At 69.0% G+C, this 25,576-nt stretch carries 25 protein-coding genes and 1 pseudogene; 6 read left to right on the top strand and 20 right to left on the bottom strand.

Annotation, left to right across the window (positions count from 1 at the left end):
• Positions 1-2: 2 nt before the first annotated feature.
• The 3 genes from ACIP8W_RS15395 to ACIP8W_RS15385 all read right to left on the bottom strand — a co-directional run bounded on the left by ACIP8W_RS15395 (position 3) and on the right by ACIP8W_RS15385 (position 2,757).
• Entirely contained in the window at positions 3-734 is a 732-nt protein-coding gene (locus tag ACIP8W_RS15395) for a lasso peptide biosynthesis B2 protein (protein ID WP_402203279.1), read from the bottom strand.
• Entirely contained in the window at positions 727-2,547 is a 1,821-nt protein-coding gene (locus ACIP8W_RS15390) for an albusnodin/ikarugamycin family macrolactam cyclase (RefSeq protein WP_401955242.1), read from the bottom strand. Before ACIP8W_RS15390 ends, ACIP8W_RS15395 begins: the two co-directional genes overlap by 8 nt.
• A gap of 72 nt (positions 2,548-2,619) precedes the next feature.
• On the bottom strand, positions 2,620-2,757 hold the full coding sequence (locus ACIP8W_RS15385) for an albusnodin family lasso peptide (protein WP_401955240.1): 138 nt from the start codon (positions 2,755-2,757) through the stop codon (positions 2,620-2,622).
• A 247-nt stretch (positions 2,758-3,004) separates the two neighbouring features.
• On the opposite strand from ACIP8W_RS15385, the gene ACIP8W_RS15380 reads away from it, so the two are divergent.
• Positions 3,005-4,315: a helix-turn-helix domain-containing protein gene (locus ACIP8W_RS15380; protein ID WP_401955239.1), complete on the top strand. Its 1,311-nt coding sequence runs from the start codon at positions 3,005-3,007 to the stop codon at positions 4,313-4,315.
• 105 nt (positions 4,316-4,420) lie between these two features.
• Here ACIP8W_RS15380 and ACIP8W_RS15375 read toward each other — a convergent pair whose 3' ends face one another.
• The 4 genes from ACIP8W_RS15375 to ACIP8W_RS15360 form a co-directional block, all read right to left on the bottom strand.
• Complete coding sequence (locus ACIP8W_RS15375; protein ID WP_402203276.1) at positions 4,421-4,864, bottom strand: hypothetical protein; 444 nt, start codon at positions 4,862-4,864, stop codon at positions 4,421-4,423.
• 125 nt (positions 4,865-4,989) lie between these two features.
• Positions 4,990-5,181 carry a DUF397 domain-containing protein gene (locus tag ACIP8W_RS15370; protein ID WP_402148372.1) on the bottom strand — a complete coding sequence of 64 codons (192 nt, stop codon included), beginning with the start codon at positions 5,179-5,181 and terminating at the stop codon, positions 4,990-4,992.
• Positions 5,168-5,383, bottom strand: coding sequence for a DUF397 domain-containing protein (locus ACIP8W_RS15365; protein ID WP_402148375.1), 216 nt, complete (start codon positions 5,381-5,383; stop codon positions 5,168-5,170). Before ACIP8W_RS15365 ends, ACIP8W_RS15370 begins: the two co-directional genes overlap by 14 nt.
• Positions 5,384-5,387: 4 nt before the next feature.
• Positions 5,388-6,269, bottom strand: coding sequence for a DUF5753 domain-containing protein (locus tag ACIP8W_RS15360; protein WP_402148378.1), 882 nt, complete (start codon positions 6,267-6,269; stop codon positions 5,388-5,390).
• Between the two features lie 269 nt (positions 6,270-6,538).
• Between ACIP8W_RS15360 and ACIP8W_RS15355 the strand changes: the two genes are divergently transcribed.
• Together ACIP8W_RS15355 and ACIP8W_RS15350 are read left to right on the top strand one after the other, a co-directional pair.
• Positions 6,539-7,003, top strand: coding sequence for an ATP-binding protein (locus ACIP8W_RS15355; protein ID WP_402148380.1), 465 nt, complete (start codon positions 6,539-6,541; stop codon positions 7,001-7,003).
• The gene (locus ACIP8W_RS15350; protein ID WP_402148383.1) at positions 7,000-7,254 is read left to right on the top strand and encodes a hypothetical protein; all 255 of its coding nucleotides are present in this window, start codon (positions 7,000-7,002) and stop codon (positions 7,252-7,254) included. The genes ACIP8W_RS15355 and ACIP8W_RS15350 overlap by 4 nt, the downstream gene beginning before the upstream one ends.
• Positions 7,255-7,822: 568 nt before the next feature.
• On the opposite strand, the gene ACIP8W_RS15345 is transcribed toward ACIP8W_RS15350, so the two are convergent.
• The 10 genes and pseudogenes from ACIP8W_RS15345 to ACIP8W_RS15300 all read right to left on the bottom strand — a co-directional run bounded on the left by ACIP8W_RS15345 (position 7,823) and on the right by ACIP8W_RS15300 (position 18,872).
• Positions 7,823-8,704, bottom strand: a complete 882-nt coding sequence (locus tag ACIP8W_RS15345; RefSeq protein ID WP_402203273.1) for a hypothetical protein — start codon at positions 8,702-8,704, stop codon at positions 7,823-7,825.
• A 107-nt stretch (positions 8,705-8,811) separates the two neighbouring features.
• The gene (locus ACIP8W_RS15340; protein ID WP_401955229.1) at positions 8,812-9,294 is read right to left on the bottom strand and encodes a hypothetical protein; all 483 of its coding nucleotides are present in this window, start codon (positions 9,292-9,294) and stop codon (positions 8,812-8,814) included.
• Positions 9,295-9,654: 360 nt separating this feature from the next.
• Positions 9,655-10,833, bottom strand: a complete 1,179-nt coding sequence (locus ACIP8W_RS15335; protein ID WP_401955228.1) for a methyltransferase domain-containing protein — start codon at positions 10,831-10,833, stop codon at positions 9,655-9,657.
• A 254-nt stretch (positions 10,834-11,087) separates the two neighbouring features.
• Entirely contained in the window at positions 11,088-11,270 is a 183-nt protein-coding gene (locus ACIP8W_RS15330; RefSeq protein WP_402203270.1) for a hypothetical protein, read from the bottom strand.
• Positions 11,271-11,562: 292 nt separating this feature from the next.
• Positions 11,563-12,174 (bottom strand): hypothetical protein, encoded by a 612-nt coding sequence (locus ACIP8W_RS15325; RefSeq protein WP_402203268.1) that lies wholly within the window; start codon positions 12,172-12,174, stop codon positions 11,563-11,565.
• 167 nt (positions 12,175-12,341) lie between these two features.
• Positions 12,342-13,598: pseudogene (locus ACIP8W_RS15320) on the bottom strand (MAB_1171c family putative transporter); the annotation flags it as partial.
• A 257-nt stretch (positions 13,599-13,855) separates the two neighbouring features.
• On the bottom strand, positions 13,856-14,407 hold the full coding sequence (locus tag ACIP8W_RS15315) for a toxin (protein WP_401955342.1): 552 nt from the start codon (positions 14,405-14,407) through the stop codon (positions 13,856-13,858).
• Between the two features lie 248 nt (positions 14,408-14,655).
• Positions 14,656-15,120, bottom strand: coding sequence for a hypothetical protein (locus ACIP8W_RS15310; protein ID WP_401955341.1), 465 nt, complete (start codon positions 15,118-15,120; stop codon positions 14,656-14,658).
• Between the two features lie 544 nt (positions 15,121-15,664).
• Positions 15,665-17,455, bottom strand: coding sequence for a glycoside hydrolase family 9 protein (locus ACIP8W_RS15305; protein ID WP_402203266.1), 1,791 nt, complete (start codon positions 17,453-17,455; stop codon positions 15,665-15,667).
• 163 nt (positions 17,456-17,618) lie between these two features.
• Entirely contained in the window at positions 17,619-18,872 is a 1,254-nt protein-coding gene (locus tag ACIP8W_RS15300; RefSeq protein ID WP_402203264.1) for an AbfB domain-containing protein, read from the bottom strand.
• A gap of 549 nt (positions 18,873-19,421) precedes the next feature.
• On the opposite strand from ACIP8W_RS15300, the gene ACIP8W_RS15295 reads away from it, so the two are divergent.
• The 3 genes from ACIP8W_RS15295 (at position 19,422) to ACIP8W_RS15285 (ending at position 21,508) form a co-directional block, all read left to right on the top strand.
• A complete protein-coding gene (locus tag ACIP8W_RS15295) occupies positions 19,422-19,952 on the top strand; it encodes a DUF397 domain-containing protein (protein ID WP_401955216.1) in 531 nt (176 codons plus the stop codon).
• A gap of 341 nt (positions 19,953-20,293) precedes the next feature.
• Positions 20,294-20,980: a peptidase inhibitor family I36 protein gene (locus tag ACIP8W_RS15290; protein ID WP_401955214.1), complete on the top strand. Its 687-nt coding sequence runs from the start codon at positions 20,294-20,296 to the stop codon at positions 20,978-20,980.
• Positions 20,981-21,073: 93 nt separating this feature from the next.
• Entirely contained in the window at positions 21,074-21,508 is a 435-nt protein-coding gene (locus ACIP8W_RS15285) for a hypothetical protein (protein WP_401955212.1), read from the top strand.
• An 86-nt stretch (positions 21,509-21,594) separates the two neighbouring features.
• On the opposite strand, the gene ACIP8W_RS15280 is transcribed toward ACIP8W_RS15285, so the two are convergent.
• The 3 genes from ACIP8W_RS15280 to ACIP8W_RS15270 form a co-directional block, all read right to left on the bottom strand.
• Entirely contained in the window at positions 21,595-23,706 is a 2,112-nt protein-coding gene (locus ACIP8W_RS15280; protein WP_402148408.1) for an ATP-binding protein, read from the bottom strand.
• Entirely contained in the window at positions 23,703-24,371 is a 669-nt protein-coding gene (locus tag ACIP8W_RS15275) for a DUF4255 domain-containing protein (RefSeq protein WP_401955208.1), read from the bottom strand. Before ACIP8W_RS15275 ends, ACIP8W_RS15280 begins: the two co-directional genes overlap by 4 nt.
• 204 nt (positions 24,372-24,575) lie before the next feature.
• Positions 24,576-25,214: a LuxR C-terminal-related transcriptional regulator gene (locus ACIP8W_RS15270; RefSeq protein WP_402203261.1), complete on the bottom strand. Its 639-nt coding sequence runs from the start codon at positions 25,212-25,214 to the stop codon at positions 24,576-24,578.
• Positions 25,215-25,576 lie beyond the last annotated feature (362 nt).

Below are 25,576 nucleotides of genomic sequence, written 5' to 3'. Positions count from 1 at the left end.
GCTCAGGGCTGGTGCTGATGATGGCCTCCGATGGTGAGGGCGGGCGTGTAGGCGAGCGTCGAGGGCGGTTCGGCGACGGGGGCGCCGTCCTCAGTCTCTACCCAGGCGTGCAGCCGAACGGGATCCGGCGCGACGCCGTGGCACCAGGTGACGGACAGCCGCCGCGCCGCCAGGAGGACCACGGTGGCGGCGGACTCCTCCAGACAGGCCGTTCGGGCCGGGGAGTACCAGCAGGCGTGGCGCACAGCGAGGACTGCGGCCGTCGCCTGAGCTGGGGTGGCTGGGCAGCGGCACCTTGACGCGGTGGTGTTCAGCGCGGTGGTGATGCGCTGCATCGCGTGCCTCGCGTGTCCCACGGTCTTGATCGCTAGGACGGACGCCAGAGCTGCGGCTGCGGCGGTGCCGTGGCCGCGCGGCGCCTGGGGGCGGCTGGTCCCGGCGGGGTGCTCGGCTCCTCCCCAGCTCGGCGGCGACGGCGGGGCAACGACAGGGACGGGCCAGGGTGTCGCGGCGGGCTTCGGGATGAGGAATCCAGAGGCCAGGAGCTGTGCCGCGAGGCCGCCGGGCACAGTGTCCAGACGGCCGGTGCAGGCGGCTGCCGTCCAGTGGGCCGCCGCGGCGGGGAATAGGCACTGGACACGGTTGGAGCGGTAGTCGACCAGGACCATGACGTGGCCGAAGTCCAGGGCCCGGACCTGGCGCGGAGCGGTGACGAAGCGAGGCAGGTCATGCACGGGGACGCTCCGATGGTTGTGTTGTCCACTGCGGATCCTGGGCGGTGTAGTGGGCGTGGAGCCACGCCTCGGCGCTCAGGGCTTGCTCGATCGTGGCCAGCGGCATCGGGATACCGATGGCGGCCTGGCCCAAATGGCGACGGAAGTCGGCTGGTTCGAGGAGTCCGAGGGCGGCGAGGTGGCCGTCGGCCAGGGCTAGGAGCACGGGCAGGTTGGCGCGCATGCCGGCGTAGTGGTCGCTGTTGAAGCTGCCCTTGGTGCTGCGGCGGGCGACGGCCTCGGGGAGAAGGTCTTGCATCGCGCGGCCGAGGACGGGCTTGTAGGCGTGGACCGCCGGGCGGTGCTCGATCGGGGTGCGCAGGACGGCGTCCATGACGCGCGGGTCGAGGAACGGGTTGTGCAGGGTGGTGCCGCATGCGGCGGCGAGTTCGGCGTCGGCGGCAGCGGTGCGGGCGACCTCGCGGATCTCGTCGATGAGGACGCGCACCGAGATGTCCAGGCCCGGCAGCGGGTCTGCGGTGTCGATCGCCTCGGCCGCCGCGTCGAGCAGGAGCCGGCGGGCGGCGGGCGTGGCCCAGGAAGGCCGGGGCGGGGTCGTGAACCAGCAGACATTGCCCCGTCCGTCATCCCGGCGCGCCGCCCCGGCGAGGCGACGGGCCAGGTCCTCGAGTCCGTCGCGGCGGCTGCTCCGGGCCAGCGTCGCGGCGTCGCGCAGGAGCGGTGCGACGGAGGTGTGCCGAAGTCGTGCCCAGCCCAGGCTCTCACCCACCGTGCGCCGCCATTGCCGGTGACGTACGAGGTCGGCGAGGTGCGCGGGCGGCTGGAACAGGACGCTGTCGCCGCCGTCGCCGGTCAAATGAGTCCGGCTGCCCAGACGTTGGCGCATCCAGTCGAGCTGCCCGACCAGACGAGCACGGGTAAGGGTCGAGGGTGCGGGCTCTCCGGTCGCAGGGACCGCGGTGATCTCGGTGTACGGCAGATGCTCGGCGGTCAGCGGCAGGAGATAGTGGCGAATCCGGCGGCGATGCGCGTCGGCGGCCAGGCGCGCGTAGTGCAGGTCCGCCCCGCTCTCATCGCCCTTCGGGTGGATCGTGATCGCGTCCAGGCGGCGGGAGCCTGGCAGTGCTGCCGCGGCCAGGACGGCGATGGTGGTGGAGTCGAGTCCCCCCGACAGGTCGCACGACAGGCCCGGAGCCCGGTTCACCCGCAGGGCGACCGCCTCCGTCAACGTGGTCCGCAGCTGGTGGCCCGGCTCGCCCGGGACCGGATCGGGCCGCCACTGCACGGTGATCTTGAGGCGGCTGCCGTCAGCTGGGAGTTCGATCCGGCTCCCTGGAGCCAGCTGCTCGATGCCGGTGAAGAAGGTCCTCGCACCGGCCAGGGCCGGTGCCGACGGAGCAAGGACGGAGCAGGCGAGCCTCTGGACGTCGATGGGCGCCTCGGTGAGCCGGGCGAGCAGTCGGGCGGAGGTGGACCAGGCCCAACCGCCCTGCCAGGGCGTCGCATAGACAGGAAGCGCGGCGGCGGGGTCGGTGTGCAGCACCGTGCGGTCCGGGTGTTCTTCGACGACCGCGTAGACGCCGGGCCAGCGCCAGGCGACATCGGCCGGCAGCTCGGCGTCGGACAGCCGGCCCAGCTCGAGGTCGGTGGCCCCGCACGCGCCCAAGACCAGGACGCGCCGTTGCCCGCCCGACACCAGACAGCGTACCGAGGAGTCTCCGATCCGCCAGGACGACGAAGCGGTGCTGATGTACTCGGCGCCTGCGGGGCACAGGCGTACTTCTCGCGTGGTGCTGAAGCCTCCGAAGAACACGGTTGCCTCCCGGCGGGTCGCTGGGCGCGTGGTGGCGCGGCCTCAAGGGCCGCACCACCACGCCAGAAGGGGTCAGCAGTTGTAGGCGCGTCGCTTGTCCTCGCTCTGTCCGCCGCCCTGGCCCTCGGTCAGCTCGGCGGTGCCGCCGACCTCGACCGGCAGCAGTTCCTCGTCGGAGATGGCGGTCTGGGTGCTCAGCAGGATGTTCATGGTCATTCCTCTCGGCGTTCGAATGGATGGTCGTGCCGTCCGGCGCCCTCGCCCAGGAGCGGATTCGGAGGAGAGCACGCTGCGGCCGGTGCGGACGGCGCAGATTCAGAACACCGCGGCCCGTCCTCGACGGCGAGCCAATTCCCGCCCGGCGCACGCCATTTGCGCGTTACGCACACGGCCTCGACGCGCAGTGGCGACCCGGCTACCGTGAGTTGGTTACCGTCTGGTTCGTCCGGGAGGCGCGATGCGCACACACGCACCGAACTGGGGATCTCCCAGAGCACGGGCACTCATCGAAGCGGGCGACGTAGGCGGCCTGATCCGCTGGGCGCGCGTCGAGCTCGGGTGGCGGCAGGTCGACCTCGGCAAGGCGACCGGATATTCGGCCTCCGCCGTGTCCCGCCTGGAGACCGCAGAGCGCAGCGCCACCGACCTCGACATGATCCGAAACTTCGCGCAGGCCCTGTTCATCCCTGCGGGCGCACTTGCCGCAGTTCTGCGCGTAGCGCCCCCTTCGCGCACTAAGGTTGCTGCCGACGCTGGAAGGCACACCGAAGCCGAAGAGGACTCGATGAGGCGCCGTTCTCTACTCCAAGCCGCGGGCCTCGCTGTGCCGCTCTCCGTCCTCAACGGTCTGGACGAGTCGCTCGCCCTGCTGCCGAGCCCGGCTTCAGCACCGACGCCGTCGAACCTCATGGCCCAGTTCCGCCGGGCACGCGCCCTCTTCGACGGTGGCAACCACAAGAAGCTCGTCCTGGCCCTGCCGGACCTCCTCGCCACCGGCCACGCCTGCGCCGAGGACGGCGAAGCAGGCGACTACGTACGGCTCGCCGCCTGCTACGACCTCGCCACCGAAGCCCTGTCCAAGATCGGCCGCTACTCGGCCAGCAGAATCACCGCCGACCGGTCCAACATCTTCTCCGAGCTGTCCGGTTCACCCCTGGCCGCCGCAACCTCCGCCCGCGCGTTCAGCATCGTCCTGCGCCACGAAGACCGCGGCGCGACCGCACAACGCGTCACCCTTCACGCCGCTGCGAAGGTGGAGGCCACCGGGCTGACGACCCCCGCGCAGGCGGCGACGTACGCACAGATGCTCTGCACAGTGGCCTACGCGGCGGCGCAGGCCGGGGACCGCGACCGCGCCCTGGAAATGATCGGAGCCGCTGAACGCGCGGCGAAACTCCTTCCCAACCGGCATGAGCGTCCGCAAACCTTCAGCGTGACCCCGGCGTCCGTCGCCCTGTACAAGGTCGGAGTCCTCTGGGGCCTCGGCGACGCCGGCGCAGCCGTCCACGCAGGCAAAGATCTCCACCCCGGGCAGTTCCCCACCGCCGAGCGCCGGGGCCGATTCCACACGGACATGGCGCGAGCCTGGTGGCAATGGGGCAAGGCGGACGAGACCGCAGTCGCCCTGCTCGCCGCTCACCGGGAAGCACCGGCTGAGGTCCGCGACCGCCCCAGCATGCGTGCCATCGTCACCGAGCTCGCCGAACGCCATCCCCGCACCGCCAGCGTCCGACAACTGACTGCTGCCGTGCATGCGCGGAGCGCCTGAGTAACGGGCCATCACCCTGCTGCAGTCGAGAAGTTGCCCCGATATTCCATGATCACGGGACCGATGGGCGAAGGCCGACAGCCTCAATCCCGACAACAGGGTTGCCTAGTGAACCGTCCACAGGCCCCCGGTCAGCAGCCCCGGTTCGGTGACCTCGTCCAGGACTGCACGGTCGTACGCGGCCAACGCGGCGACCTTCCGTACATCGCCCGCGTCCAGGCCGACTCCGTCCAGGTCGGCGGCGATCTCCTCCAGCGACGCGAGCACCGCCTCGCTCCACGTCCCGTACCCCGGTCCGCCGACGGGCCCGAAACACGGGCCCCTCACGTCGTGCACGGAGCGGGCGATGGCGCCCATCTGCCGGAAGAAAGCCGGCCATGCCGTACGCGGATACGTCCCCAGGTGCTCCGGAGCAGGGACGCCGTCCAGGTAGGTCTGGATCATCCAGTCCCGGCCGATCACCTCGTGCGACCAGTCCGCGGCGAGGACCTGCGGCATCAGCGGCGCGATCACCTCCAGCCACGGCACGCTGCCGTACTCGTTGCGCATCAGGTGCCGACCTCGGCGGCTACGCCCGGATCATCGGCCTCTAAGCCGATATCCCCCGACCACGCACCGGCTTGAGACACGCCCGAACGCCTCCGCTCGCGGGTGCGTCGTCCATCAGGTCAGGGTTACTCGGCAGCCCGATGTGCGTCGGTTGTTGCGGTGAAGGCGCTCCATGCGGCGGGGGTGAGGTGGAGGACCGGGCCGGTGGGGTGCTTGGAGTCGCGGACGGCAACGGTGTTGGGGATGTTGCGGGCGACTTCGACGCACTCGCCGTCACCGCTGCTGTAGCTCGACTTGATGAACTCAGAGTGCGGCACGGGTTATGACTCCTCCCTGATGTGCGTCGGTGGTTGCGGTGAAGGCGCTCCATGCGGCGGGGGTGAGGTGGAGGACCGGGCCGGTGGGGTGCTTGGAGTCGCGGACGGCGACGGTGCCCGGTATGTTGCGGGCGATTTCGACACACTCCTGATTGTTACTGGCACCGCTGTAACTCGACTTGATGAACTCGTAGGCGGCCATACCGCTACAGCTCCTTGAGGGTTGCGTTGATCAGCTGAATGGAGTCTCGCTGCGAGAGTGCCAAGTGAGTGAGACGCTCGAAGAAGTGGGCATGACGCGGGGCGTCAATCTCGTCTTCCAGCCAGAAGGCCGTCAGCGTGGTGTCCATGTGTACGACGTCCAGCGCTCCTGGTTCAGCGAACGAAAGGATGCTGAACCCATTGGTCATGGCGGGGTAGGCGCCAGCGGAATAGGGCACTACCCGCAATGTGACATTGGGACGCTTGACCATGTTCAGCAAGTGACCGAGTTGCTGCCTCATGACGTCCCGGCCTCCGACGAGTTGACGCAGGGCCCCTTCGTGGAGAACCGCAGATAGCTGGAGTGGTTGTTCCTCCTCCAGCCGGGCCTGTCGGGCGATCCGGCTTTCAACGAAGGGTTCGATTGCGGCCAGATCGTCCCAGGCGCCTGCACTCAAGGCGAGGGCTCTCACAAAGTCCGGGGTTTGCAGCAGGCCGGGCACGAGGGAGTGTTGCCACGTACGAAGGTGCGTTGCGATGGCTTCAAGCGCAATGTATTCCAGGAGCGAGGTCAACTGCGGATCCTGGCTCCACCAGCCCTTCGCCTTACGGCGATCACGGTCGACTGCGGCCAACTCAAGCAACGGCGCTATGACCGCCTCGTCGCGCTCCTCGTAGAGGTGACACAGCGCTCGGATGTCCGGGTCTCGCATCGGAACCAGGCCGCGTTCCATCTTCGCGACCTTGGTGACGGAAGCCGTCAACGCCTTGGCCGCAGCTGCCTGGCCGAGCTTCCGCTGTAGGCGCATGCGCAGCAACTCGCCGCCGAGCCTGCGCCCAAGGACGGTGGAGACCGTCTTTCCGCGGTCAGGGTTGGCTCCGCCCATACCGTCCGCCTCTCTCTCGTGTGACCGCCTCATTCTGGAGCGTCGGACCTGCCGAGTTCAACTTGTGCAGCAAATTGGCTGCTAGCCATATTGCGGCTCGCGGATATGTCCCGCTACGGTGAGCACTCAACCGCTCGCACAGCGGAACCGCCCAGCGGAAGGGCACCGCCCCGCCCTGCCCAACGGCCGGCGCGGGTTCCCGGTATCGCCACCGCCTGCGCATCCGCCCGTACGGGCAACGCTCCGACCGCACATGGAGGTGCGCGGACATGACCTCGACGCAGGAAACCCCCGGAAACCCACAGCGTGACCCCGAGCCGATCCTCCGCGAGGACCGGCTCAACTACAGCCCCACCACCGGCAGTGTCACGCTCGCGCGGCATCGGGCCGCGCGGCTGGTGAGTGAGTGGGGGCATCCTGAACTAGCCTGGTCTGTTGGGCTGTTGGTCAGCGAGTTGGGGACGAACGCGTTGCTGCACGGGTGCCTGCGCGACCGGCTGTTCCAGGTACGGAACATCCTGCGGCCCAGTACGCTGCGGATCGAGGTCAGTGACCCGCGCGGGGAACGGTTGCCGCAGCTTCGGGATGTCGGGAACGACGAGTGTTTCGGGCGGGGGCTGCTGATCGTCGCGGAGTTGGCGGACCGCTGGGGTACGGAACCCCGGAGCGTCGGGAAGACGGTGTTCGCGGAGATCGACGTAAGCCCGCACCCGCAGACACACTCCCCCGCATGATCGAGCCCGTAACGGACCAGCGGCTGTGGGGCGTTGTGGTGCTCGTGCTCACCTTTCTCGTGCTGGTGGCGGGGGTGCTGTACGCGATGGAGCGGCCCGGTGCGGAGACGGTGTCCGCGGTGCCGAGCGACGCGGAGGCGGTGTACACGTACACCTGTCACTGCCACCGCGAGCCGATCATGATCACACTTCGGGTGGCCGAGCTGCCTCGAAGACACGGGCGGGGGCGGCTGGTGTCGGTTCGGCGATGACGAGGGTGTGCTCGATGACCTGGTCTGTGCCCGAGATCTCGGCCGCGATTGCGCCGATGCCGCCCGGTCGTCCCTGCGTACTGGGGATATCTGCCTCTAGGAAGCGATCGGAGCGGCCGCCAGAATAGCCCTATGAGATCACTTCGCAAGAAAGCTACGCGGATCGTCGTGGCTGTCGCCGTGGCCGCCGGTGTCGGGGTCGGGGTCGCCGGTCCCGCCAATGCTGCGGGGCCCGCGGTTCCCAGCTACTACCCCACTCAGGCGGCCTGCCAGTCGGCGCTTGCCCAGACGGGCAGAAACGACCTCGTGTGCAACAGGACCATCGGCCGTCCGTCGTCCGAGGCATGGGTGCTTTCGGTCCCGGCAGGCTGAGCCCGGTCTCCGGTCTCCGGGGTGCCCGGCATGGGCAGCTGAGCGATACGGGCCCGCGTCCGCCGAGGTAGAGGCTTTGTGTTCCTCCTCGGGGATACGGAACGGGCGTTGACGTACGGGCCGGAACCCTGATGTGGGTTCCGGCCCGTACGTACATTCCACTTCCCGTCACGTGCTCGGGCCGATTCCGTACGTATCAGAGCTTCGGCGTCGGCGAGGCCAGGGAAACCGTGATCACCGACGGCACCGACCGCCCCGCCTCCCGCAGCCCGTCCGCGACCATCTCCACCAGCCACACCGCGATGTCCGGCGACCACTCGCGGGTACGGCAGGCCAGCCGCATCACCTCGCGCATCCCCTGGGTATGCGGCACGCGGTCGAGATCCAGCTCCAGCCCCGGCAGGGCGCCGCCCTCGGCCACGGGCACGGAGACGTCCACCGCCTCCTGCGCCATGTCCCGCACCGCGTCGCGCACGGCCTCCACGTCCTCCTTGGCCATCCCGTCATGACGATACCGACCGGGTTTACCGGGTTTACCGGGTTTACCGAGCTTCCCGGGACTGCTGGAGACGGTCACCACCACTTCGTACCGGGCGTCCGGATCCGCCAGGGCGAACCACGGCGCCAACTCGACTTGATGGAAGGCCGTGTTGCGCTTGGCCGCTTGCAGTGGCAGCAGGGCGTGCAGGCCGGTGAACGTCACCTCACCCACGCGGGCCAACGTCTCGGACAGCACCTGGACGATCGGCCGGACGGGGAGACCCGGGCGCGGGGTATCGGTGAGAACTCCGGCCTGTAGCCAGCCCAGTTGGTGGATTCCGCCGTCGCCGGTCCAGTCCCCGCCGACCTCCTCATGGGCCCACGCGGTGGGCTCGTGGTGGGCCGTGACCTTTCCGCCCTCGTTCAGCCATGTGCTCAGCGTCTGCCAGCCGTAGGAACCGGCCCGGTCGATCACGAGACCGAGGAGATCCTCCTCGATGGAGCCCTCGGAGCCCTCGGAGCTCTCGTAGTCCTCGGGATCATGCCGTTGCTCCACGACCCGGTCGAACCACGGATGCCGCTGGAGAATGCCATGCAAGCCAATGATCACGGTGGGGGGAAACACAGCAACTCCCGGAAAACAGGCGACGCCGGAAGATTCCTCCCCCGGCGCCGCTGTCAGCTTTTTCTTACGTGCCGCTCTTCTTACGCGCCACAGTACAGCGACTGCGTATCAGTGATCTTCTTGTTGTCGTCGTCCGGGTAACCGACGAGATCGACGTCGATGACGCTGCGGAAGGACTTCTTCTGGATCAGATTCGTGCACTTCCAGGCAGCCGCCGCCCGCTTGCCGCTTCCGCCGCCGGAGTAGACGGTCTTGACGTCCGTGGTCAGCGTCTTCCAGCCGCTCCCGGACTCCACCTGGAGCTTCACCGTGACCTTGGCCTTGGTCGCAGGTCCGCTCAGACGCTTCCACCAGCCGTGCGCGTTGACGGTCTTGGCCACGGTGTGGGAGAAGTGAACGTTGTCGCCCCCGGTCAGGAACGCGCCAATGCCGCCACCGGCGGCGGGGAGGGCAGTGGTCTTGTGGCTGTACGTGTTACCGATCTGCGGTGTGCTGATGTCGTCGGCCTGCGCCGGGACAGCCGCGCCGAAAGCCAGCAGACCGGCGACGGTGGCAGAAGCCACGCCTGTGCGAATGAGCATATGTAATAACCCCCGTTATTAAGTCCTGTTCAGCTCGCCTCTCATCAAAGCAGGCCCGCGCCCGTCGCGCATTGGTTTTAATCCTTAACCTTCCCCGCTCGGTACGGCGAGGGATACCTCCGTGGGTACGGACAGAACCACCGCCCGCGCCGAGAAGTCCGGGGAGCGGTGGTCTCCGTAACGCCAACGGCTTTTTGTGGTGCGGTAGTTCGGTTCCGCGTCCCCATGGGTGACCTGTCGCTTATCGGTGACCTGTCGGGTGAGTGGACGGAGGGGGTGGACGCCCGACGGCAACGCCGCCCTGGGCGACGGGTCGCCCGTGTCATTCCCGCCGGCCCGGAGTCAGCCGAAGGACAGCGCCCCCGCCGGGTCCTCGAACCACGGGTGGGCGCTTCCGTCCGGGGCGATCGTAAGGCCGAACCGGTCGAGGCCGGGTCTGCCGCGCTCGGCCCACCAGGCGAGGGCCCGCTCCACCTCGTCCCACAGGCGGCGCGGTCCGGACTGGTGGACCGTGGCGGACGGGTCGCCGGCGCGGAACTCGACGGCGGCCCATGACCGGCTCGCCAGGTCGAAGAACCACGCCTTCCCGCTCTCCGCGCCGGTCCGGTTGACGACGTGGGCGCAGTCGGGCACGCACAGTCCCGTCACGAACCGTACGGGCTCGTAGCGCTCCCCCAGATCCGCCAGGGTGGCCTGCGTACGGGATACGTCGGCGTCGCCGGGGAAGCGCGGGACGTACGCGCGGAACCGGTTCCAGTCGAGGCGTTGGGCCCGCAGCTTCATGAACTCGACCATCCGGAGGAACGGCCCCGACGCCCGGCCGTCGTCCCCCACCGTCAGCCGGACCAGCGCGTCCTGGTCGCTGTAGTGGGTGCCCCACGGGGCGAGGATGATCCCGCCCGGCCGCGTCTGCTCCAGCCAGCACGGCGGTACGGTCCGGATTCCCGCCGTGGCGATCACACGGTCGTACGGCGCGCCGACGGGCCAGCCCCCGGCGCCGTCCGCGCGGACTGTCTCCGGGCTGAAACCAGCGCGTTCCAGAGCGACTTGGGCCCGCTCGGCCACCATCGGGTCGATCTCGACGCTGACCACGTTGGCGCTGCCCAGCCGGTGGGCGAGCAGTCCGGCGTTCCACCCGGTTCCGGTGCCGATTTCGAGCAGCCGCATACCGTCGCTCACGTCGAGTTCGCGCAGCATGGCGGCCACGACCGACGGCATGCTCGCCGAGCTGGTCGGCACGGTCCCCGGCGCGGTGCCGGTGTGGGCTCCGTCGTCCCACTGGGTCACGAGCGGGATGTTCGCGTACGCGGCCCGGTGCCACGCTTCGGGGTCGTCGCCTCGGGCGACGGGCTCACTGCGGCCGGTGGCCATGTCGTACGCCCAGAACAGGTCGGGCAGGAACAGGGCTCGCGGTACGGCCCTGAACGCCTCGTCCCACTCGGGGGTCAGGGCTCCGGTCGTACGGAGGGACCGCACCAGTTCGTCACTGGCGCGGCCTTCCTGCTCGGAGGTGAACGTCACTTGCGGTGCGTCCCGTCGCCGGGCGGCGACTCGCCGTCCGGGGGCAGCGGTGGGGTGGCGTCCAGGGCTGGCCGGGAAGGCCGTCCTCGCCGTCCCCGTTCCGGCACGTCGGTCCAATCATGGTGGGATTCTCCCATCGTCACGATGTGGTGGAGCGCCAACTCGGCTGAGGCACAGAGTAGTTTCACCGGCGACACCGGCGACACCGGCGACACCGCACACGCCGACACGTCAGGGACATCCTCAACTCCTGCTCACAGGTGCTCACTTCGGTGGAGGGGAACGCCGACCGTTTCCTCGCGGCCGGTATCCACGGCTACCAGTTCGCCAACGCCGCCGAGATCACGCGCGGTTACCAGGGCTTCGGCCTCGCCCGCTTCCAGAAGATAATGCTCACCGTCTTCTACCCGATGAACGACAGCTTCCTCACCCGTCACAACGACGCGTTCATCACCAACTACTGGCCCAACTGGGACCTGGTGGCCATAGCCTCCGTCCTGCCATCGGCATCCTCTGCGACGACCGCGCCGAGGTCGACCAGGCCGTCACGTATCTTCAAGACCGGGGAGGGCAACGGTTCCCTCAAGAACGCCATCTCCACCATCCACCCCGGCGGCCTCGGCCAGTGGATCGAGGTGGACCGCGACCAGGGCCACGCGCCGCGGCACACCCGGGAACCCGCGGCACACCCCTCAGGTGCCCGGGGACACCCCGGGCGCCAAGCAGCCGTCAGACGAGCAGAAACGCCGACGCGGTCGCCGCGCCCAGGCCCGCGCCCGCGATCGTCTGCGCGACCGTGTGATAGCCCAGCACCACACGCGACCAGCACACGGCGATCGTCATGGCGTACGCGAGCAGCCACCACGGCGAGTGCACGGCGGCGAGCAGCGCCACGATGGCCGAGGCGACCGCCGAGTCCACCGAGATCTTCCACACGGTGTTGACCAGAAGCAGGATGACGGTCATCGCCCAGAGGGCCTGCATCGTGACGAGGATGCCGGTCGGGGCGCCGCCCAGGACCATCACGACCGTACCGGCGCCGATCGAGCCGAGGATGACGAGGAAGATCGGCGCCCGTTTGGTGCGGTCCACGACATGGCGGTCGCCCCACGTCCCGCGCTTGCGCTCCCACTCGATGTATCCGGCGGGTATCAGCCCGGCGCACAGGGCGGCCAGCAGCCCCCACGGCAGCCCGGTCCAGTCGCCCGCCGCCGCCAGGCCGATGCCGAGCATGCCGACGAGGATGACATTGCGGGGCTGGAGGACGTCCGTGACCCCGCGGGCGACGAACTGGGCCCGGGTCAGGTCCTCGACCGGGTCAACTGAAGTGGAGGGGGTCATGCGGTCGTCTCCCTGGTTTCCGGAGTGTTCGGAGCGGTCGGAGTGTTCGGAGTGTTCGGAGTGTTCGGGGCGGTCGGAGTGTTCGGGGTGTTCGGGGTGTTCGGAGCGGTCGGAGCGGTCGGAGCGGTCGGGGTGTTCGGGGTGTTCGGGGTGTTCGGAGCAAGCGGAGCGGTCGAACCATCGGGCGCGCCCAGAGCGTCCAGAAGCCCCCGGGTCCTGTCGTCGCTGATCGTGCGGTACGCCGTCGCCACCCGTACCAGCCAGGCGACTTCGCCGTCCTGGTCGGTCGCGTGGTTCGCGCCGATGGCCGCCGCCTTTCCGGCGGGCGCGCCGTTCGTCATGGCGGCGAGGGCCGCCCTGATCCAGTGGGCGTCGGCGAGCGGTCCCGCCTTGTCGGGAAGTGGTGTGTCGGCGGCGGCGGCCTGCTGGGCGGCAGGGAGGAGGCTGTCGGGAACGTAGTGCCGGAGTTTCTCCACCGCGTCCGCGATATCGGCCGCCCACCGGTCGATACAGATGTCGACGGGCATGTCGAACCGGGTCAGTTCGCGCAGCAGCGAGGCGGGCGGTTCGAAGGGCTGGTCGGGGAAGGCGGCCATCAGCTCGCTCCACAGCGGGTGCAGCGCGGCCTGTGCCCGGCGCAGCTTCAGCCGGCGCCAGCCCGTACTGAAGGCGGGCACGGAGGCGCCCAGCGCGAAGAGGGCGAACAGCACGATCTGCGAGCCCTCGGTGACCTCGTCGAAGAGCAGCGCGAAGTGGTCGCCGGGGGTGTCGATGACGCTGATCCACAGGAACAGGGTCCGGCTGACGGTGTACGCGACGCCGATGAACATGGCGGCGGTCATCATCCCCAGCCCCACCCGCAGATGGCCACGGGTGGTCGCGGCGGTGGCCAGCGCCCACTGGTAGGCGCAGATCGCGGAGGCGGCGCCCAAGTAGAGGTAGAACACCGTCATATAGAGGGTGGCGCCCCACTCGCCCGCGTGGTCGGAGACGAACCGGTCCGAGGGTACGGAGCGGTCGACCACCGTGAAGAAGAGCACGGCCAGCAGGATCAGGGTGGCGACGGACGCCTTGGCCGCCAGATGCTGGACGAGCCGGGCGAAGCGTACGTGCCGGGGGATCTCCCCGCCCTCGGGGTACTGCCCGTAGATGGCGACGATGTAGCTGAGGATGGCGAGGATCGCGATGGTCGCCGTGTAGTGCTTGATCAGCACCGCGAGATCGGTGACGGGGCTGTTGTTGAGCCCCAGCCGTACGACGCTCGTCTTGGTCCACAGGGCGACGGTGAACCCTGCGTAGCAGCCCCACAGGGCCCGGCGCCGTCTGTCTTCCTCGTCGCCCCGGAGCGCGGCGGGCATCCGCCACAGGGTGACGACTGTCATCAGGCCGGCTATGAGGTAGCCGGCGAGGTCTAGCGGGGGCACGGGGAGATTCCCTCGGGGTGATAGCGGGCGGGCAGGAGGATGTACGGACGTACGGCCAATACGGTACGGACGGGCATACGGACGGATGGCGGGAACGGCCCCCTACCGTACGAAAGTCCTACGGTACGAAACGGTTCTACGGGCCCCGGTTTACGACCGCGAGGAGCCCAGGGAGCCCGCGGGAGCCCAGGGAGGCCCGAGGAGCCCCTTCACGGCCCGGGAGCGGAGACCGGGAGCCCCAGCGGCCCCGCCCAGGTCTACGCGTTGCGGCGGAAGAATCCCCCACGCAGCCGGGCGACAGGGCTGGAGAGCGAGTGGGCGAGGCGTCCCACCATGTCATCGCTGGTCATGTCCCTGGCGATCCGGGGGATGAGGGAGGCGCCGAATTCGGCCATCCGCTCGTCGTGGGTGTCGTACTGCGCGCGGGCCTGGACCGTGGCGCCGGGCTGGGCGATCACGCGGTTGATCAGCGAGGTGTCGAAGACCGGCAGTAACTTCCTGAGCTGCTCGGCGTCGAGGGTCGTCCCGTGGTCGAACCACTCGTGGCACAGCTCGTGCAGGATGACGTGCTGCGTCTGGTACTCGGTCGGGCGCCGCCGGTAGAGCACGACGCTGGTGGTGCCGGAGGAGAGCCGCAGCCCGCACGCGGCGTTGACGCGGGCAAGCTGGTCGGGCAGCTCGTGCAGCGTGATCGTACGACCCCTGACGGCTTCCATGTTGGCCACCAGCCCGGGGATGCTGAACGGCACGGGTATCGGGAGGTCGGCCAGTCCGGCCTCGCACTCTTTCCGCAGCTCGCGCAGGGACATGGTGACCTGCCTCTTGAATCGGTGAATCGGGTGCGCGCGCGTGGTGGTGACGTGAGGGCAGTGGATTGTAGCCAACGGTCACGGACACGGACACGCATTCGGCTACGTGTCCGGTTCCGGTCCGGTTCCGTCGTTTTCTCTCTGCCCTGCACCGATCCGGGCCCGGCACCGGATTCCGATTCCCGCCCGGGTCCCGGTTCGTCTCCCCGCCCGGGTCCCGGTTCGTCTCCCCGCCCGGACCCCTGCCCCTATCCCTGCCCCGGCTTCTGTCCGGATTCCTGTCCGGGTTGTGGCTCCTGGCCGGCCCGGGACTCCTCCAGCAGCGCGAGCGCGAAGCTCAGCAGCTCGGGCGGGAGCCCGCCGTCGTCGAGGCCACGGGCCGCGACACCGCTGATCTCGCCGGTGCGCCGTTTGGCCAGGAACTGGAGTCCGGCGACGACGTCGTCGACGACCTCGGACTCCTCCTTGAAGAAGCGCCAGTCCACGCCGAAACCCAGTCCGAGCGCTCTGAGGATGTCCTCGGAGGGGTGGGTGACCTTCCCGGCGAGGATGTTCGAGAAGTAGCTGTGCGACAGCGAACCGCCGCGCTCCTTGACCAGATCGGCGAAGAACCGTCCGGAGATCTTCTGGCCGGGGAAGGTCTTCTCGACCATGTACTCGACCTTTTGCCGCAGCGTCCTCAGCTGTGGCGCGTGCTGTTCGCCGGTCTCCATTGACCCCCCGTTCACGTCCGCCACGTTCACGTCCGCCGTTCGTACTGTAACGGACCACGCGGGAAGGGCCACGGGGATGTGCGGGGATGTCCAAGAGCGGCTCCGAAGATGGCCGGTGGGCTTGCGCATACACTCTGCGTCACTGTTAACTCGAAAAAACACGGACAGGGGACCACGAGGGGAGTCCCTTGTTCGTGTGAGAACTTCGGCGTGCCCGGAGGACGGGGACGTACGCACGAAGACGATGGCCGGGGGGGAAGGCGCGAGGTAGGGGCGCGTGGAGGCGGGAACCACGCGGACAGAGGTGTAGCCCTTCGCGACGGGGGATGCACGAAGGGCTACACGGAGACATTATGACACCTTGTCAGCCCTGCTCAACAACCAGCGCGACCAAATTTCGCCACGTCGCCATTTTTTCGTGCCGTGGCCCCTCCTTCCGCGCCCTCCATACCTTTCCGCGCCCTTCCATACCTTTCCGCGCCCTTTCGCGCCCCGCTCCGCCCTGTTCAAGCCCCGCTCCGCCCTGTTCAAGCCCTGTTCGGCCTTATTCGGCGGCGAATTGGGTGAGCCAGGCCAGCGGAGCGTTCCAGTTGATCGCCACTTCGTTGGTCGAGTACGACCCGATGTCGTCCACGTAACAGGCCGCCGGGGCGCAGCCGGGCAGTCGCTGGGCCGCGACCGGGTCCTGGAGGCCGGAGTTGGGGCCGCCCGCGATCGAACCGGCCGGCGGGTTGGGGAGCGACGCGTCGTACTGGCGTGCCCAGAAGCGGTGATGCTGGTTGCGGGCGGCGAGGGTGCCGTAACCGCTGACGTACGACTGGCCGAGGGTGTTGCGGCCGAGCAGGTAGTCGAGCGCCTCCAGCGCCCCGGCGCGGTAGCGCTGCTGACCGGTCAGCCCGTGGGCGACGGCCAGCACGATGGCGTTGTCGGCGACCTGGCCGTTGGAGCCCCAGACGTACGCGGAGGCGGGGATCGGAACGGCGTACCCCTGGCCGGACATGGTCGCCAGATAGCCGTCGGCGGCGGCGGTCACCGAGTCGCGCAGCCGGGCGGTGTCGGAGGCGGGCAGGCCGGTGGGGACGGTGGCCAAGGCGATACGGCCGAGCGCGGCGGTATCGGCCCAGCCGAAGCCGAAGGGGGTGAAGGCGCCGCCCGAGGTGTGCCAGGACGAGGAGGTGACCGCGTCGCGGTAAACGGTCTCGCCGGTCGTGGCGTACAGCTCGGCCGCCGCCCAGTAGAACTCGTCGCTGACCGTGGCGTCCCCGTACGCTCCGCCGCCCGTGCCGTCCGAGTCGGGGGCGAGCAGGCCGGGGTTGGCGCGCGCGGCGGTCCAGGCGCGGCGTGCGGAGTCCAGGCAGCGGGCGGCGAACGCGGAGTCGTACGGGGCGTAGATGCGGGCGCACTGGGCGGCGGCGGCCGCGAGGTTGAGGGTCGCGGCGGTGGAGGGCCGGTGCAGCTCGCGGCGCTCGGCGTCCCGCTCGGGGCGGGTGGGCAGGGCGGTCCAGTTCGCGTCGTGCATCTTGTGGAACGCCATTCCCGCGAGCGGTTTGTCGGCCGGGACCTGCATCCGCATCAGGAAGTCCAGCTCCCAGCGCGCCTCGTCCAGGACATCGGGTACGCCGTTGCCGCGCTCGGGGATCCGGAGTGTGGAGTCGCCGAGGGCCGCGTCCGTACCGGCGCGTTTGGCTCGTTCGAAGGAGTTGACGAGGAGCCAGGTGGAGAGGCCGCCGTTGACGACGTACTTGCCGTGGTCCCCGGCGTCGTACCAGCCGCCCCGTACATCACGGCTGTAATCGCAGACACCCGGCTGGCAAGGGACGCTGGTGTCACCCCTGTTGGGCGCGACGCCCAGGTGCGCGGCGGGTCGCGCGTAGGCCGCGCCCGCGAGCGAGGCTTCGATGGCGATGCCGCTGCGCTGCTGGTAGAAGAAGGACATGGCGTCCGAGCGCAGGCCGTCGTAGAGCCCGGCGCGGATGGCGAAGGGGGGGCTGGTCCGCCCGTCGACGGCGAGTGTGAATCCGCTGCCGGTGCCGGTGTACGACGAGAAGTCGGCCGTCTGCGTCATGTCGCGCGAGGCGGCGTCGGCGGACCCGCGAACGGTGGTGGGGCCCGAGGCGACCACCGCGCCGGCGGCGTCGCGCAACTGCCAGGTGAGCGGGGTGGGCGAGGTGCTGACGACGGTGGCGCGCTTGGGGCCGGCGGGGAGGTAGCCGAGCTGGTTGGCGCGGACGGCGGTGGTCCCGGCGGTGGGGGCCGCGGTCGCCGTTCCGGCGGACGAGAGGGCGCCGAGGAGAAGGGCCGCGGACAGCAGGACGGCGGAGACACGTGAGGGCATGTGGGGGCCTCTCATGAGGGGGATGAGGTGGGAGCGCTCCCATTCGTGAGAGTTGCACGGGCGCATCACCCGGTCAATGGATGCGGTGGACGCAAAAGGAGCCGCACGCAAACGAACTCCGGCCCGAGGGAACGGAGTTCGTTTGCGTGCGGAAGGTGTGGTGTTACTTCGAAACCAACCGGAAGGACGAGTCCGCCAGATACTCCTGGCTGTACTTGAACGGGTCCACCCACAGCTGGTAGTCGCGGTGCCGGATGTAGCGGCCCGGGAAGTTCTTCGACTCCAGCATCACAGTGCCGCTGTACGGGTTCTCCCGGGGGCAGAAGGTGGCGTCCTGCTCGAAGATCGCGCTGCCGTTGTCGGAGTCGGCGCGGATCCGGAAGTTGTAGTGGCGCAGATAACGTCCGTTGCCGAGCGAGAACGAGTAGCAGTCGGAGTCGGCGAGCCCGTCGATGACGGTGTAGAGCGCCGAACCCCGGTTGACCCTGTCGAGATAGCCGAGGCCGTCCCGTACGTTCCAGTAGCGGTCCGGGTAGTTGATGGACTGTACGGCGCGCTGGCGGGAGGTCGCGGGCGGGGGCGTGTGGGTGTTTCCGCCGCCGGAACCGGAGCCCGAACCGGGACGGGTCTCGGAATCCGAGTCGTCCTTGTCCTTGCCCTTGCCCTTGTCCCCGCTGTCCGCGTCGTCCTTGGAGCCGGAGCCCTTCTCGCCGTCGGGCTTCGCGTCCGACTTCTCGCCGGTCTTCTCGTCGGACTTCCCGCCGGACGTGCCGTCCGCCGTCTTGCCCTTCGAGGCGGACGAGCCCGTCAGCGCACTGCCACCGGCATCGTCCGGCTGGAGGCCCGAGGTGGTGCCGCTCTCGTCGGAGTAGGTCTGCCCGTCCTCTCCGGACGCCTCCGCGAGATCGCCCGGCGCGGTGTCCGGGTTCCTCGGATCGGCGGGCAGGCCACGCCCGTTGGAGCCGATCACAGGCGCGGCGGCCCGGTCGGCGTTGTTCTGGGTCGGCCCGGCGACCAGCGCCAGGATGACGCCGAAGGCGAGGGTGGCCACGCCGAGCAGCACGGTGTTCCGCACCAGTCCGGCCCGGCTCGGCCGCTGCTCGTCGAGGGCCGCCTGGTTCCAGGGCACGTCGCTCGGCGGGTGCCCGTCACCGTACGAGGATCCGTACGAGGTTCCGTACGAGGTTCCGTACGAGGAGGTGGGGGCCGGGGCGCCGAGGCTGAGCCCACCGATGCCACCGAGCCCGGCGGGGGCGCCGGGCGGCGGGGTGGCGGCGGGCGGATCGGCGAAGAGCATGACGTCCGAGGGATCGGCGCTGGGGGGCGGCCCGGGGGTGCCCGACCGTGCGATTTCCTTTCCCTGGCCGGTGTTGCCTCCCCAGGGGGAGAGGCTCTTGGGCGCCCCGGGAAGCTGCACGGCCGACGCCGCGCCTGCCGCGTTTCCTATGGGGTTTCCTGCTGTGTTTCCTGCTGTGTTTCCTGTCGCGGGTACGGCCGACAGCGAGGCCGCCGCCAGTCCCGCTGCGAACCTCGCCGATGGGCCGGCGGGGCGCTCACCTCGTACCGGAGTACCGGGCATCGGGGTACCGGGCACCGGAGTACCGGCCGGGGGGTTCTGCTCGGTGGGCCGTGTGGGGTCGGCACCGCTTATCTCTGGCATGCGCAGTTTGCCTCCAGCGTTGCCTGGCCTGCGTACATGGGCCCCTGATCGGGAACGGGACCGGGTACGTGTCCTATGACCTGAGAAAGTTGGGGGTCGCGGGGGGCGATAGCGACGCGGGCGCCCAACTGGGGCCATAGCGTCGGTTGTTGCGACTGGGTGAAAGAGTAGTGGACCAAGTGCTCTTCAAGTGAAGGTTTGAACGCTCAATCGATGAAAATTCGACAACATCTTGAGCGGTTCAGGCGAAAATTCCGCCAGAACTCGCCATCTGTGCGACGGTAACGACAGAACGTCCAAATCGGTATGAATCCTTCCCTTGGCGCCTCACGACTGCGTCAGATGCCCGGCGAGGGCGCCACGACTGCGGTGGATGTCCCGATCCGCTTGCCCTCCGGCACCCAACTCCCGCTCCAGAGAGGCGCGTACGAACGGATCCCCCCGGCAGCGAAGCGCGCCGGCGAGGCGGCCAGGACGTACAGCAACTCCACCGGCGGCCAGCGTGTCGAGATCGTCGGCAACATGCCCGGCGCCGTTCCCGTCCGGGACTCCAAGGTGGCCGCCGGTCCGCACCCGGCGTTCCTGCTCGCCGCCATCACCTCGCTCGCCCAGGCGCTCCAGGAAAGCGAGTTCGGCACCCGCCGAGCCCTCCTCCTCGCGCCACACCGAGCCCTGTGGTTCCATCCCGGAGCCGGTGGGACTGTTCGTATGTTCCGAGTCGGGCGAAAGTGTTGTGGCTGGGCCGGTAGGCGGCAGGGTCGCGTCTGGCTAGTGGCTGGGATTGCTTGTTGGTCCCGGCTGGAAACTGGCTGTACTGCGGCATTGACAGAGCGTTGAATGGAATGTGCTTTTGATCAGCCGCTTCGCAACTCCTTGGGAATTGAGTGGCTAATCGAGATTCGTCGCTCTAGCCTGGCGGCCTGGTTGAAACGAAACGGGGAAGCGGGGGGGGGACCGCTTCTTGGGTAAAGCTTGCCCAAGAAGCTTTGGCGCGTGCCGGCTATATGGCCACGATGGGGGAATGCGAGCCGCGCCTGCGTGAGCATGCGGTGGGATCTGTTGCCGTGTCCGTAATTTCGCGGCGCGTCTTACGTTTCGCCCGATCGTGGGTCAGCGATCGGTGCCCCGACACGTTTCGTTTCCGTTTTTCTATGCATGACGAGAAGAGGGGGACTTTCATGCGCATGCACACCATTTTGACCATTTCGACCATTGGGTCGATGGTATTGACCGGCGTCACCGCCGTTCCGTCTCTGGCGGTTGACGACACGGGCTCAATTCCCGAGTTCGTCTCGGACGTACTCACGCCCGAGGCGGAAGAAAAGGTACACGCAGAGGCGGATGCCGCCGACAAAGTGGACATGTACTACAAAGGCGAGAAGGTTGATCCGGCATCGGGCTGGGCCGGTGCGGACGTCTGTGTTGAGGTGTCGGAAGACGGCACGATGCAGTGTTTTGACAGTAATGCGGAGTCCAACAAATACCTCGCTACCCACGCACCCACGGCGGAGACTCGGGCTGGAGCAAAACAAGCCTTGACGAGCCGGAAATACTCGGACTGTCCCAGTTCCTACGTATGCCTCTGGCAGAACTCAAACTATTCTGGCAGGCGCTTGCAGTGGCCGACCTACGATCAGGCTAAGACTCGCCATCTCGACCAGTACACACCGTCGTTCCGGGACAAGGCCAGCTCTGCATACGTCAACCGGCCACAGCGAGGGGTCACGCTGTACGACTTCCGTACCGGATTGCCTGACCCCATCGTGATTCTGGCTGCGGGGTACACCTTGTGGCCGAATCTCACATCCATCGAACATCCTTATGGCGGTAGCTGGAACGACAAGGCGGATGCCATCAAGTTCTGACCCGGCAATCCGACCGGTACCGGCGCCCCAGACCCGGGGCGCCGATACCGTTGTATCTCACATCTGACCCCAAGCACATGATGGAGAACCTCTGTGAAGCGCACCCCCCATGCCGCTGCCGTTTTTGCGCTCGGTGTTGCCCTGATCGCCGGAACTACAGCTTGCAGTGTCGAAAGCACTCCAGAGCCCGAGAAGATGGGAGTGGTGGAAAAACTACCCGCGGACACGGACGAGACACAGTCGAAGAAGAACGCTCAGGAGTTCCGCTCCTGGGTCGATGAGCACGGCACCGCGCAGCAGAAGGAGGCGGTCGGACGGGTGCAGCGCGTCATTGGCGAGTGGGACGAACAGACGGGCAACGCTTATATCTCCACGGACATCAACGGTGGAAAGACAGAGGTGAAGGACCCGCAGACGGCTGCTGCCTCAGTGGTCAAGGCTTTTGCCGACTGGAAGGATTCGAAGCAGGGGTATGCGTCGGTCTACGACGTCTTCGGCAACGCCATGATTACCAACTACAAGTTTTGATGCGGCGGAAGGGATCGCAGGTTCGATGCCCGAGCGGTCCGCACTGACTCACGAAATCCAGGCGACTGTGCGTCGCTGAGCCCGGCTCACCAGCTGATGTCGTCCATCACCAGCCGCCCCGCCTTGCGGTACTCGCGCCGCGCGCCCGCCAGCAGGTCCGTCACCGTGACCGGTTCGCCCCGGCCCGCCGCCGCGTAGGCGGCGGTGACGACGGCGCTGCGGATCGAGCCGCCCGCCAGTTCGAAGTCGCGGGCGCAGGGGCCCGGGTCCAGTGTGGGGTCGTGCGGGACGTGGGAGAGGGAGTGGTGCCAGAGGGCGAGGCGCTGGGCAGCGTCGGGGAAGGGGAAGTCGACGATGAGATCGAGCCGGCGGGTGAACGCCTCGTCGATGTTGGCGCGGAGGTTGGTCGTCAGCAGGGCGATCCCGTCGAAGGACTCCAGCCGCTGGAGGAGATAGGCGCTCTCCATGTTCGCGTGCCGGTCATGGGCGTCCTTGACCTCCGAGCGCTTGCCGAAGACCGCGTCGGCCTCGTCGAAGAGCAGCACGGCGTCCGTACGGTCGGCTTCGGTGAAGACGCGTTCCAGGTTCTTCTCGGTCTCGCCGACGTACTTGTCGACGATGGACGAGAGCTGTACGACATAGAGGTCCAGCCCCAGTTCGGCCGCGACCACCTCGGCCGAGAGCGTCTTTCCCGTACCGGAGTCGCCCGCGAACAGCGCCAGTACGCCCCGGCCGCGACCGCCGCCCGCGCTCAGCCGCCAGTCGCCGAGGACGCGGTCGCGATGGCGGGCGCGCAGGGCGAGTTCCCGCAGGTGGGCGAGGGGTTCTTCGGGCAGGACCAGATCCTGCCAGCCGACGTCGGGCCGGATCCGGCGGGCGTGCTGCTCCAGCCCGGAGGTGGACTGCTGGCGGGCGGCGAGCCGCAGGTGGTCGGCGGTGAGCGGGGTGCCGTCGAAGTCCGCCCGGTCCAGCGCGGCCCGTGCCACGCGGCCGATACCGGCGCCGCCGAGGCGGTAGGCGGCGACCACCGGCGCGAGTTCGGGTCCGGGCTCCCCGGCGGACGCGCCGAGCGCTTCCGTCCAGGCGCCGAGATCGCCGGCGCGCCGGCGCGGAGCGTCCAGGACGAGCGGGTCGCGCGCGCCGTCGTACCACTGGGGGTCGTACGGGCGTACGCCTGCCAGCAGGACCGTCACATCGTCCACCGCCAGCGCCCGGACCAGTTCCCGCATCGCCTCCGGCCTCCCGGGCAGCGCGGTCACCACGACGGCCCGGCCGGTCAGCCGCGCCTCCCGGAGCAGTTCGGGGTACGGGGCGGGATCCGGCGTCGACGCGGGCACCGGATCCGGTACCGGGTCCGGGGTCAGGTGCAGCGCCTCCAGTCCTGCCGCGCCCAGCGCCTCCACCGCGCAGGCCAGCCCCTCGCCGTCCCGGTGCTCGCGCAGGTAGACGGTCACGGGCCCGGCCGTCAGCCGCTTGGCCAGCTTCGGGATCAGGGGGTCGGGCGCGGCGGCGGGCGCGGCCGGGACCGGGAGCGGTTTCACGGTACGGGCCAGCACGGCGTCCGGCGTGTCGTCGCCCAGCAGATGAGCCACCACCCGGTCGGGCACCCGCAACGAGCGGCTGAGGAAGGGGCGTTCCGGCTCCTCCACCACGACCAGCCCCAGGGCGACCAGCGGCGCGGACGGGTGGAACCGGGCCCGGGGCGCCGCGTCGTACACGTACTCCCCGCAGAGATCGAGCGCGGGCCCGATGGTGGCCCGGCGACGGCCGACGTCGTCGTTGAGGTAGCCGTACAGCGGCTCGAAGGAGCGGTCCAGATCGGGGGCAAGCGCGATCAGCAGGAACCGGAGGTCCAGGTCGGTGAGGTGCAGACGGCGCCCGAGGTGGTGCAGGGGGTCGAGGGAGGTGAAGGGGGTGAGGGGGGCGCTCCTGGGTTCTTCGTACGGTACGTGCGGCCGGTTCCCGTCATACGGTACGTGCGGCCGGTTCCCGTCATACGGTACGTGCGGCCGGTTCCCGTCATACGGTACGTGCGGCCGGTTCCCGGTCGTCGACAGCGCGTGCTCCACCGCTTCGTCCGACAGATACAGCCCCCGCAGCGGATCCTCCGCCGTCGGGTCGGTCGCACGGCGCCGCTCGACGAGGGCCGCGACGGCGGCGCGCAGTCGGGCCAGCCGCTCCAGGAGGGGGGCGCTCACACCGTTTCCGCAGGCGTACCGGGGCGGGTGGGGAAGCTGCCGCCGAAGTGGCGTGGGGCGTGGAAGCGCGTGGGGCTGCCGCCGAGTTCCTCGGCCGCGCCGCGCACCCGGACGCCGAGCCCTTCCGTGACGGCCGGGCCCGCGTCGTACTCGGGAAAGGCCGGGAACGGCGCGGTGACGACCACGTCGAGGGACGGCTTCAGCTCCCCGCCCAGCGCCGACCAGATGTCCGCCAGTGAGCGCGCCTCGGTGGCCTGCCCGGAGACGGTGAGCGGGATGGAGAGCCCCAACGAGGCCAGCGCACCGGTCAGTTCCCCGGGCGGGAGCATCTCGTGCGGGAGCAGGGTGGCGAGTACGGCGGAGAGCAGCCGGTGTTCGTCCTGCGGGCGTTTGGTCCACGCGGTGACCAGATAGGCCAGCCGGAACCACCGGGGCGGCTGCCGTCGCTTCAGTACGGTGCCCCGGTCGTCCCGTACCGCCACCGCGCCGCGTTCGCGGCGGGCGACGTCCTCGCGGATGTCGTAGAGATACGCGTCGATGGTGGGGGCGTTGCGCCGGGCCGCCCAGTCGCGGGTGGGCGCGTCGAAGGTGACCTCGACGCCGGAACCGGCGAGGGCTCCGCCGGTCAGGAGCCTCTGGAGGACGTCGTCCACCTCGTGGATCACGCTGTTCGTGCCCTTCGATTTCCGTCAGGGGGCCGGCTGCTCGCCGATCGGGTTCGACCGGGGCCGACCGGGACCGGCCGTTCCCTGACCGGGTGGGCCCTGTATCGATCATGGCCCGGTCCGCACAGGACTGGGGAGGCATCCCCGGGACGGTTCAGGTGCAGCGCCGACTGCCCGAAGGGCCCTTGACCAAGGTACGTACCATCAGATGTAGCCTTCGCGGAGGGCATACGCCACCGCGTGGGCCCGGTTGCGCAGTTGCAGCCTGGTCGTCAGGCCATGCATCACGTTCTTGACGGTGCGTTCGGAGTACGACAGTTTGCTGGCAATCTCCCCGGTGTCCATCCCCTCGGCCACCAGCCTGAGCACATCGACCTCGCGTGGCGCCAGACCGGACGCCGGCGTGTTGGGCAGACTCGACGTGGAGCGCTGCATGATGCCGACCCGGGTGATCAGCCGCCCGAGCAGATCGGCGGGCAGGTCGCCGTCGCCCCGGGAGGCCGCGAGTACGGCCTGGAGCAGCCGGTGTCCGGTGGCCTCACGGCGCCAGACGATGGCGCCGACGCCGTACTCGATCACCTGGAGCAGCTCCGCCTCGCGGAGCATGCCGGTGACGAGGACGGCCCGGGTGCCGTCGGTCCGTACGAGACGTCTGAGCCGCGCGAGCGTGGCTTCGTCGAGCGCCTCGGCCAGGAGGATCGCGACGGTTCCGGGTCTGCCGGTGCTTCCCTCGATCAGCTCGACCTCGGGCTGGAGGCGCAGTTGGCTGGTGGCTCCGGCCAGAGAGAGCGGGTCCGACGCGTGGACCTCGACCGGGATCCTGGTTCGAACGGGCAAAACCATTCCCTTACGTCCTTGTCTCAACGGAACGAACGCTTCCTACCGTCCCGTCGACGGGGCACCGGCCGCAATCGTGGATCACCACGAGATCGACCACGAGATCGAACGCACGACCAAAGGTTCGACCGTGCGATCGAGCGGGGTGTGCGGCGCGAGCATGAGCGCTGTTGGTGCGGCTGTCGGTGCGGCTGTCGGCGTGGCCGCTGACGCGAGCTCGGGTGCTGATACGGGCTTTGGGTGCCGATGCGGCTGTTGACGCGGTTTATCGACGCGCTCGGCGACGCGCCTGTCGGTATCGGCGCGGGCCGGACAACAGGCAACGGGAGCGCGGGAATCAGGCAACGGAGATGAGAACCGGTCTACGG

The organism is Streptomyces sp. NPDC088554 (genome assembly GCF_044752945.1).
GTDB lineage: Bacteria > Actinomycetota > Actinomycetes > Streptomycetales > Streptomycetaceae > Streptomyces.
This window is presented reverse-complemented; position numbering and strand designations above follow the sequence as displayed.

Bases quoted from the DNA above. Each gene is read 5' to 3' on its own strand.
- ACIP8W_RS15375 (WP_402203276.1), bottom strand. From the start codon at position 4,864: ATGCGCAACGAGTACGGCAGCGTGCCGTGGCTGGAGGTGATCGCGCCG.
- ACIP8W_RS15325 (WP_402203268.1), bottom strand. From the start codon at position 12,174: ATGACCCCCTCCACTTCAGTTGACCCGGTCGAGGACCTGACCCGGGCC.
- ACIP8W_RS15270 (WP_402203261.1), bottom strand. From the start codon at position 25,214: ATGGTTTTGCCCGTTCGAACCAGGATCCCGGTCGAGGTCCACGCGTCG.
- ACIP8W_RS15315 (WP_401955342.1), bottom strand. From the start codon at position 14,407: ATGTCCCTGCGCGAGCTGCGGAAAGAGTGCGAGGCCGGACTGGCCGAC.
- ACIP8W_RS15305 (WP_402203266.1), bottom strand. From the start codon at position 17,455: ATGCCCTCACGTGTCTCCGCCGTCCTGCTGTCCGCGGCCCTTCTCCTC.
- ACIP8W_RS15310 (WP_401955341.1), bottom strand. From the start codon at position 15,120: ATGGAGACCGGCGAACAGCACGCGCCACAGCTGAGGACGCTGCGGCAA.
- ACIP8W_RS15385 (WP_401955240.1), bottom strand. From the start codon at position 2,757: ATGAACATCCTGCTGAGCACCCAGACCGCCATCTCCGACGAGGAACTG.
- ACIP8W_RS15355 (WP_402148380.1), top strand. From the start codon at position 6,539: ATGACCTCGACGCAGGAAACCCCCGGAAACCCACAGCGTGACCCCGAG.
- ACIP8W_RS15380 (WP_401955239.1), top strand. From the start codon at position 3,005: ATGCGCACACACGCACCGAACTGGGGATCTCCCAGAGCACGGGCACTC.
- ACIP8W_RS15350 (WP_402148383.1), top strand. From the start codon at position 7,000: ATGATCGAGCCCGTAACGGACCAGCGGCTGTGGGGCGTTGTGGTGCTC.
- ACIP8W_RS15360 (WP_402148378.1), bottom strand. From the start codon at position 6,269: ATGGGCGGAGCCAACCCTGACCGCGGAAAGACGGTCTCCACCGTCCTT.
- ACIP8W_RS15295 (WP_401955216.1), top strand. From the start codon at position 19,422: ATGAATCCTTCCCTTGGCGCCTCACGACTGCGTCAGATGCCCGGCGAG.
- ACIP8W_RS15365 (WP_402148375.1), bottom strand. From the start codon at position 5,383: ATGGCCGCCTACGAGTTCATCAAGTCGAGTTACAGCGGTGCCAGTAAC.
- ACIP8W_RS15290 (WP_401955214.1), top strand. From the start codon at position 20,294: ATGCGCATGCACACCATTTTGACCATTTCGACCATTGGGTCGATGGTA.